Consider the following 7,121-nt stretch of genomic DNA (forward strand, 5'->3'; position numbering starts at 1 on the left):
ACTTGCTACAGAAGGTGCCAATGTCACCTTATTCGCACGCAATAAAGAGAAATTGCAACAGGTGTTACAAGAACTTCCGCGAAGAGAAAACCAACAGCACAAAATTTTGATAGGTGATTTTAGCAATCCTGATGAAATCAAGGATGTGATTACAGAACACATGAAAAACCATCAAGGATATCATATCTTGGTTAATAATACGGGTGGACCCGCCGGCGGACCTATTCAAAAAGCTGCCGTACATGAATTTGAACATGCCTTTCAGCAACATTTACTGTGTAATCATGTTTTAGTGCAAGCGCTCCTCGATGGAATGAAGAAGGCTAACTACGGCAGGATTATTAATATCATTTCGACATCGGTGAAGCAACCTTTGGATGGATTGGGCGTTTCAAACACCATTCGGGCAGCGGTTGCAAACTGGAGCAAAACAATGGCAAACGAACTGGGACAATATGGCATTACAGTAAATAATGTATTACCAGGTGCCACAGCAACAGAACGTCTCCATGAGATTGTACAAAACAAGGCGAAGAAAACAAGTAGTTCTACCCAACAGGCAGAAGAAAGGATGAAAGCTTCAATCCCCGCAGGGCGATTTGCTAAACCCGAAGAAATTGCTGCGGCAGTTACTTTTCTAGCCAGTAATCAAGCCGCATATATCAATGGTATTAATCTACCAGTGGATGGCGGCAGAACTAAATCGTTATAAGACCTCAACCAGTTTCGAGTTGATCCTTAAAATTGTGTAACTTTACGTTTAATCATTAGTTAAATCTCGCATGAGTCGTAAACTTAGAATAAACGGTCATTCACATCTTCTTCCCTATCCCGAGGAAATCCCAGAATTCATGCAGAATAAAGGTATTTTTTGGGTGGATAAGGATAGAAAGTTTATGCTTCAAAAAAATTGGAGCAGACCGGTAACCGACTCTAGTTTTTTTTTACATGAAAAGCTGGCCTGGATGGAGCGTTTCAATATTGATCATGCAGTGGTACTCAATCTTTCCCAACTCTATGGTAATGGCTTAAGGCTGGAAGAAATGAAACAGGCATTACGATTTCAAAATGATTTTAATGCACGCGTACAACAGGACAATCCTTCTAAATTTACCTGTGGTTTTGTGGTTCATCCCGGGTATATTCGGGGTGCATTATGGGAAGTAGAACGTTGCGTTAAGGAGTTAGGATTACGTTTACTTTGTCTTCCCACCCACTATATGGATACAATTGGCACCTGGAGATGTATTTTTGACGAAGAAAATGAACCTCTTTTTGAGTTGGCCAGTGAATTAAACCTCGCAGTAGAAATTCATCCCTATGATGGCGAAAAGTTTATTCTATTGGAAAATACAAGTTGGAGATTTCATTTAATTTGGATGTTGGCGCAATGTGCAGATGCCTATCACTTTTTAACGCTCAACGGTTATCAAGACAAATATCCTGGAATGCGCACCTGTTTTGCTCATGGCGGACAATTAGCGCAGATAAATCTGGGGAGAAGAATTCAAGGCTTTGACGGGCGTCCAGATTTGTTTGAAGGTAAACATCACCCAAGAAAAGCCGTAGGACATCCCAATATATTCTTTGATACGTTGGTTCATGATACAGGGTCACTTAAACTATTGATTGAAAATCAAACCTCTAAACAAGTGCTTATTGGACTGGATGATCCGTATCCACTTGGAGAAATGGAAAGTATACCCCAATCCAGCTATCCCGGTAAAATTTTAGATTTGGCCATTGAGCGTGATATTATTACGGGACAAGAACGAGATGAAATCTGGAGCGATAACGTACTACAGTGGCTCTACGGTGATGATGAAAAAGGAAGGCAGGAACTCATTGATCGCATTTTAAAAGAACCCATTTCAACTTAAATTATTGGAATTTATTTCACAACAGCTGGATGAGTATGTGGTCCAGCATAGCCAGCCAGAACCTCAGTTACTCCAAGAACTAAGCCGTGAGACTTGGCTTAAAGTACTTCAACCCAGGATGCTCAGTGGGCATTATCAAGGCAGATTATTAAGCTTATTATCCAAATTAATTGCTCCTACTACTATTCTTGAGATTGGCACCTACACTGGTTATTCTGCGTTGTGCCTGGCAGAAGGTTTATCACAAAACGGTACCCTTCACACCATTGATATCAATGAAGAACTGTCGCACATTCAAGAAAAGTATTTTGAGAAGTCCGCTTTCGCGGAAAATATCATCCGACATACCGGTAATGCGTTGGAAATTATCCCGACCTTAAAAACCAGTTTTGATCTCATTTTTATTGATGCCGATAAACAGAATTATTCGGCATATTTTGATCTTATCATGGATCACATACATCCCGGAAGTGTTATTATCTCTGATAACGTACTATGGAGTGGTAAGGTCATAAAAAAAGTACAACCAGATGATCAGGATACGCAGGCTCTTATTGATTACAATAAAAAAATAAATACCGATCCCAGAGTAGAGACTGTATTACTACCAATACGAGATGGATTGACGATTACGCGGGTGAAGTGAGGAATCGGGATTAGGAAAAAGGAAAGTATAACTATGAGTCAAAAACCAAGAGCTAAGAGCTAAGAGCTAAATAAAATCCCCGTTAAAATCAAGCTTCTTAGATTAAGATTATAAAGTTAAATATTTTTAAAACCCCAAAGGCTTGTCCAGACGTAAATTAGGATTTAAAACCTTTGGGGTTTGTCATTACATCAAATTATTGATCTTACTGCACAGCTTGAAAGGCGTCAATATTACCCCAACCATAGCTACCATCCTTATTAGGATATAAATCTGAGGATTGACGAAGACGATTCAACACCTGACTCCTACTCCATCCAGGGTATCTAGACCAAACTAAGGCAGCGATCCCTGCCGTAGTTGCAGTCGCTACAGATGATCCTCCTACATAATCATTATCTCCATCGTTGTAACCTAATACCGCTCCGGTTCTGTTATCATCGCCGTCACGTTGCATTACAATCGTGAATTCTATTTTGCTTCCGCTGTGGCAAACATCGCATCGATCGTACTGACCATTATCGGTTATACCTGTAACCGCTACGGCCTCATCCATCGATGCAGGAAAAATGACACCATACCAATTGGTGGCACTGGTTGATGTTCCGCCGGCGGCGAAAATAAGTTTTCCTTTGCTGTATGCGTATTTAACCGCATCCTTTACATTCCCAATGGACCAGGGATATCCTATGGACATAGAAATGATCTTGACATCAGATCGATTAGCTAAAGCTTTTAATGCATTAGATACTCCTTTGCGCTCATGATAATCATCTAATACCACATCTGCAGTACCCCGATAGGACACTAAATTACAATTATAAGCTACTCCAACTGGTTGAAAATCATCATTACGAGGTGCAGCGATGGCACTTGCCATATTGGTCCCATGTCCACAACGATCGTTTGGTCCATCCAGATTATTTGACCACCACCAGGCAGAGTCAATGTAAGTTCCATATTTTTCTACTGATCTTCCATTAGAATCACCATCATTGATTCCTGATGTATTTAATTTAGATTGATCTGGAGAAAGACCGGTATCGATTACACCAACCGTTACGCCGGCCCCTGTGCTCAATGACCAGGCTTGTTCAATGTTGTGTTCGTCAAAATTCCAGGAGACTAAAGCGTTAGGAGAAATTACTCTACTGTCAGCTGAATTCAGTACACTCGCGTCAAAACTACAGCCTTTGCTGGAACGACTTTGGGCAGTTTGATCTATGGGTTGCTGATAGAAAGAATACCCACTTGGATCTAAGTATCTAATATTATCTGTTGCTCTTAGCGTTTTAATAGAAGATAACGATGTTATCTGTACATCCATATAATTAAGGACCTCATCTTCATAGACCAATACATCTGTAGCTGTGCGATTGTCTTGAGACGAAATGATGTTTAAAAGTGAAGCTTTTAGATCATCGTACTCGGCACTCCTTCCTTCACGTGCGAATTCTCCTTCACCGCCGTATCCAATGGTTAGAAGTCCCCCACCTTGTACAGCTGCACTCCAAAGCAATTGATCACTGGCTCCTTGCCAGTCAAACGATCCGTTTTGTTTGAACTCATTGGCAATGATATCATTGATTTCTTGGATAGAGAGTAATTCCTGAGCGTTAAGTAAATCACTTTGATCTAAAATCTCATTACTGGTTTGTGGGTCATTTTCAAAATCTTCTTGAGAACAAGAAACGAACAGAAGACCGCAGTATATTACAGAAATAATAATTTTTTTCATGTTTAAATGTGGTTAGGTTAATTAAACCATGAAAATATTAAATAATTCTCAAAAAATTAGTGCTGTAGTACCCTAAACTTGTTAAATTTTTGACATTCTAATATTTAACACTACTCCTTGTTAACCTTTTACATCTTGTCTCATAAAATGGTGTAGTACAGATCACGCGCGTCCACCCCACACTGCAGGATGTAAACGTGAATATATAATATCACCAATTGAACTAGTCTTCATGAGTGCATCCGCTAGATGGATACTAACTTTTTAATGATAAGCCTATGCGTGAAAACCTTTATTAAATGAATAATGTATAAAACAATAAAAATGAAAAAACAACGACTATTTTTTTTAATCTGTTTGGGCATGTTTGGAATAGCTCAAGCACAATCAATCAGCCAGGCTGTGATTGGAAATTCTGGTACCACGCTGTCTAATGCGTCTACAGAATTGAACTTTACACTGGGAGAGCCGGTAGTTGGTAATGTTTCCAACGCGACTTCTGTCGGACAAGGATTTTGGAACGGAGCTATTGCCGAAATCACATTAAGCAATGATGATTTTGAGCTAATAAATTCTACTAGTGTTTATCCTAATCCTGTAATTGACAGAATTACGATCACATTTGAAGAAATGAACAATCAAACTTTTGAGCTTAAACTAAGCGATATTAATGGTAAGCAGCTCTTAGATGAATCCTTTGAGAATACGATGGGTAGAAAAGAAATTGACCTTTCAGCATTTTCAGGAGGGATCTATTTTTTACGTATTTCAAACCAGGGATCTCAATCCTCAAAAACAATTAAACTAATCAAACAATAAAATTTAACAATCATGAAAACAACTAATATATATACTTTTTTAGGAATTGCTCTTTGTACAATTGCAACAACCTTTGCACAAGAAGCGAACCGACCTGCAAGTAATTATGCAGCTCAACGTGCCGCAGACCTTCAAGAGGTAAACTCAAGTGAAACGCGTATTTCACCTCAACAAGTAAACGGTACAACTTCAAAATCATCAAAAGCCGCCGGTGCAGCTCAATTGATCAATTATCAAGGAGTAGCAAGAGATGGAAGTGGTGATTTACTGATCAATCAATCCATCGATGTTGGCGTTGACTTAGTTGATGGTTCAGGAGGAACATCTTTCTTTACAGAATTACACAATGTTACTACTGATGCAGCAGGTGTATTTTCTATCCAGGTGGGTAGCATTAACTCCTTGGCAGGTGCAAACTGGGCAGATGTAGAACCTTGGTTGAATGTTAGAGTAAATGGAACCAGTGTAGGTGAAACTCAGGTAGGTAGCTCACCGTCCACTTTATATAGTGAGCAAAGCAGCCAGGTACGCATGTTTGGTTCAGGAACTTCTAATCCTGATAAAATGATCGTACAACATTCTGATGGCTTCCCAAGTTGGGGAATTGGATATAGCGATGATGAAGATAAAGTCGATTTTATGGCTGGTGGAGATAAAAATGTTCGAGTTGATCTATTTAACGGAGCGATTGAAATGACTGGTGATCTTTCTACTGATGGTAACGTAGAAGTAAACGAAACCACCACAGCTCCTGCAGCCAATACGCTTTACGGGAATACTATGCCTGTCGCCTATGGAGCTATGTTTGATAATGCCACAATTAGTTCTGGATATGGTATAACGTCAGCAGTTCAAAATGCATTAGGAGTTTATGAGATAACTATTGACTTACCAACTAATTCGGCGACTCCAGTAGTTATGATTACACCATTTTCATCTTCTGCTGGCGGTCCAGAATTTATAGGCTACGATGTTGTAAATAGTAATACGTTTATTGTAAGAGTTTGGGATACAGCTGGTAATCCTAAAAATAGCGCATTTAGTTTTGTGGTATTCCCACAATAGTGATATGAAGTCAAATTTAGTTAAGCTGAAAGATCTACTCGATCTTTCGGCTTTTTTAATGGCACATGTTTGTTGAAAAGTTTATACAACACAACAGCAAAAAGCGTTCCTACTAGCGCACCAACAAGTACGTCACTGGGATAGTGAACACCTACATAAATCCTACTGGTAGCGAATAGTATAGGCCAAACATAGGCTAAATAAATCCATTTAAAGTCTCGCCTTAGTAAGAGCACCACAAATGTGGTCACGGCAAAAGAGGATGCTGCATGCCCACTAAAAAAACTAAAATGACTTGATTCTTGCAGCACGCGAATAGTGCCTGCTAACTTTTCATCAAAGCTGGGACGAATGCGAGCTACCCCGTTTTTTACTAATCGCGTAAATCCAAACGTAATTAAAAAGGTCAAAATGGTTGCAAAACTTGCAAACAGCGCATTCTTAGCCTTAAAGGAAACGTAAAAAAGAACAAAGAATAAAATATATAATGGGACCCAATGTTTAATTTGAGTTACAAAAATCCAAAAGGCGTCGTACTGCTCTATCCCTAAATTATTAAGGTAAACAAATAACTCAACGTCCCATTTAGTTAAACGTTCAAGCATTAACGCTTACGTTTTATAGCACCCATGACTTCTTCAATATCATCTTGAACGGATCCCATACTGCTTTCCACATCTTTTTGTGCATTCATTAAGTCTTTATCTATTCCATGCTTTTCAGCGCTTTTGGAAATTTCTGACTTAATATCATCTGTAGCGTTTCGCAGGGTTTTCATTCCTTTGCCTAGTCCGCGGGCAATTTCAGGTATTTTATCAGCACCAAAAACCATCACGACAATGAACAAGACAAAAACGATCTCTCCACCACTGATAAAAAAAGGAATTAGATTCATGTTGAATTACCTAGAAATTTAGTGCAAAAATAAGGGATTATTATGACTTTGATCGCAATGGACTCCTAAAAGAAAAGC

At 39.1% G+C, this 7,121-nt stretch carries 8 protein-coding genes; 5 read left to right on the plus strand and 3 right to left on the minus strand.

Annotation, left to right across the window (positions count from 1 at the left end):
• The 3 genes from ABD000_RS11980 to ABD000_RS11990 all read left to right on the plus strand — a co-directional run.
• Positions 1 to 712 (plus strand): SDR family oxidoreductase (locus tag ABD000_RS11980; protein ID WP_343767878.1); only part of this gene is annotated, 712 nt, incomplete at its 5' end.
• Positions 713 to 782: 70 nt separating this feature from the next.
• Positions 783 to 1,880 carry an amidohydrolase family protein gene (locus ABD000_RS11985; protein WP_343767881.1) on the plus strand — a complete coding sequence of 366 codons (1,098 nt, stop codon included), beginning with the start codon at positions 783 to 785 and terminating at the stop codon, positions 1,878 to 1,880.
• A 4-nt stretch (positions 1,881 to 1,884) separates the two neighbouring features.
• Complete coding sequence (locus ABD000_RS11990) at positions 1,885 to 2,526, plus strand: O-methyltransferase (RefSeq protein WP_343767884.1); 642 nt, start codon at positions 1,885 to 1,887, stop codon at positions 2,524 to 2,526.
• Positions 2,527 to 2,731: 205 nt separating this feature from the next.
• Here the strand turns inward: ABD000_RS11990 and ABD000_RS11995 are convergent, their stop codons facing one another.
• Positions 2,732 to 4,264 (minus strand): S8 family peptidase, encoded by a 1,533-nt coding sequence (locus tag ABD000_RS11995; RefSeq protein WP_343767886.1) that lies wholly within the window; start codon positions 4,262 to 4,264, stop codon positions 2,732 to 2,734.
• A 324-nt stretch (positions 4,265 to 4,588) separates the two neighbouring features.
• Between ABD000_RS11995 and ABD000_RS12000 the strand changes: the two genes are divergently transcribed.
• Entirely contained in the window at positions 4,589 to 5,083 is a 495-nt protein-coding gene (locus ABD000_RS12000; protein WP_343767890.1) for a T9SS type A sorting domain-containing protein, read from the plus strand.
• Between the two features lie 12 nt (positions 5,084 to 5,095).
• A complete protein-coding gene (locus tag ABD000_RS12005; RefSeq protein ID WP_343767892.1) occupies positions 5,096 to 6,148 on the plus strand; it encodes a hypothetical protein in 1,053 nt (350 codons plus the stop codon).
• A 20-nt stretch (positions 6,149 to 6,168) separates the two neighbouring features.
• Here the strand turns inward: ABD000_RS12005 and ABD000_RS12010 are convergent, their stop codons facing one another.
• Positions 6,169 to 6,753 (minus strand): phosphatase PAP2 family protein, encoded by a 585-nt coding sequence (locus ABD000_RS12010; RefSeq protein ID WP_343767894.1) that lies wholly within the window; start codon positions 6,751 to 6,753, stop codon positions 6,169 to 6,171.
• Positions 6,753 to 7,043, minus strand: coding sequence for a Sec-independent protein translocase subunit TatA/TatB (locus tag ABD000_RS12015; RefSeq protein WP_343767896.1), 291 nt, complete (start codon positions 7,041 to 7,043; stop codon positions 6,753 to 6,755). Before ABD000_RS12015 ends, ABD000_RS12010 begins: the two co-directional genes overlap by 1 nt.
• Between the last annotated feature and the right edge of the window lie 78 nt (positions 7,044 to 7,121).

It is taken from the genome of Gangjinia marincola, from assembly GCF_039523415.1.
GTDB lineage: Bacteria > Bacteroidota > Bacteroidia > Flavobacteriales > Flavobacteriaceae > Gangjinia > Gangjinia marincola.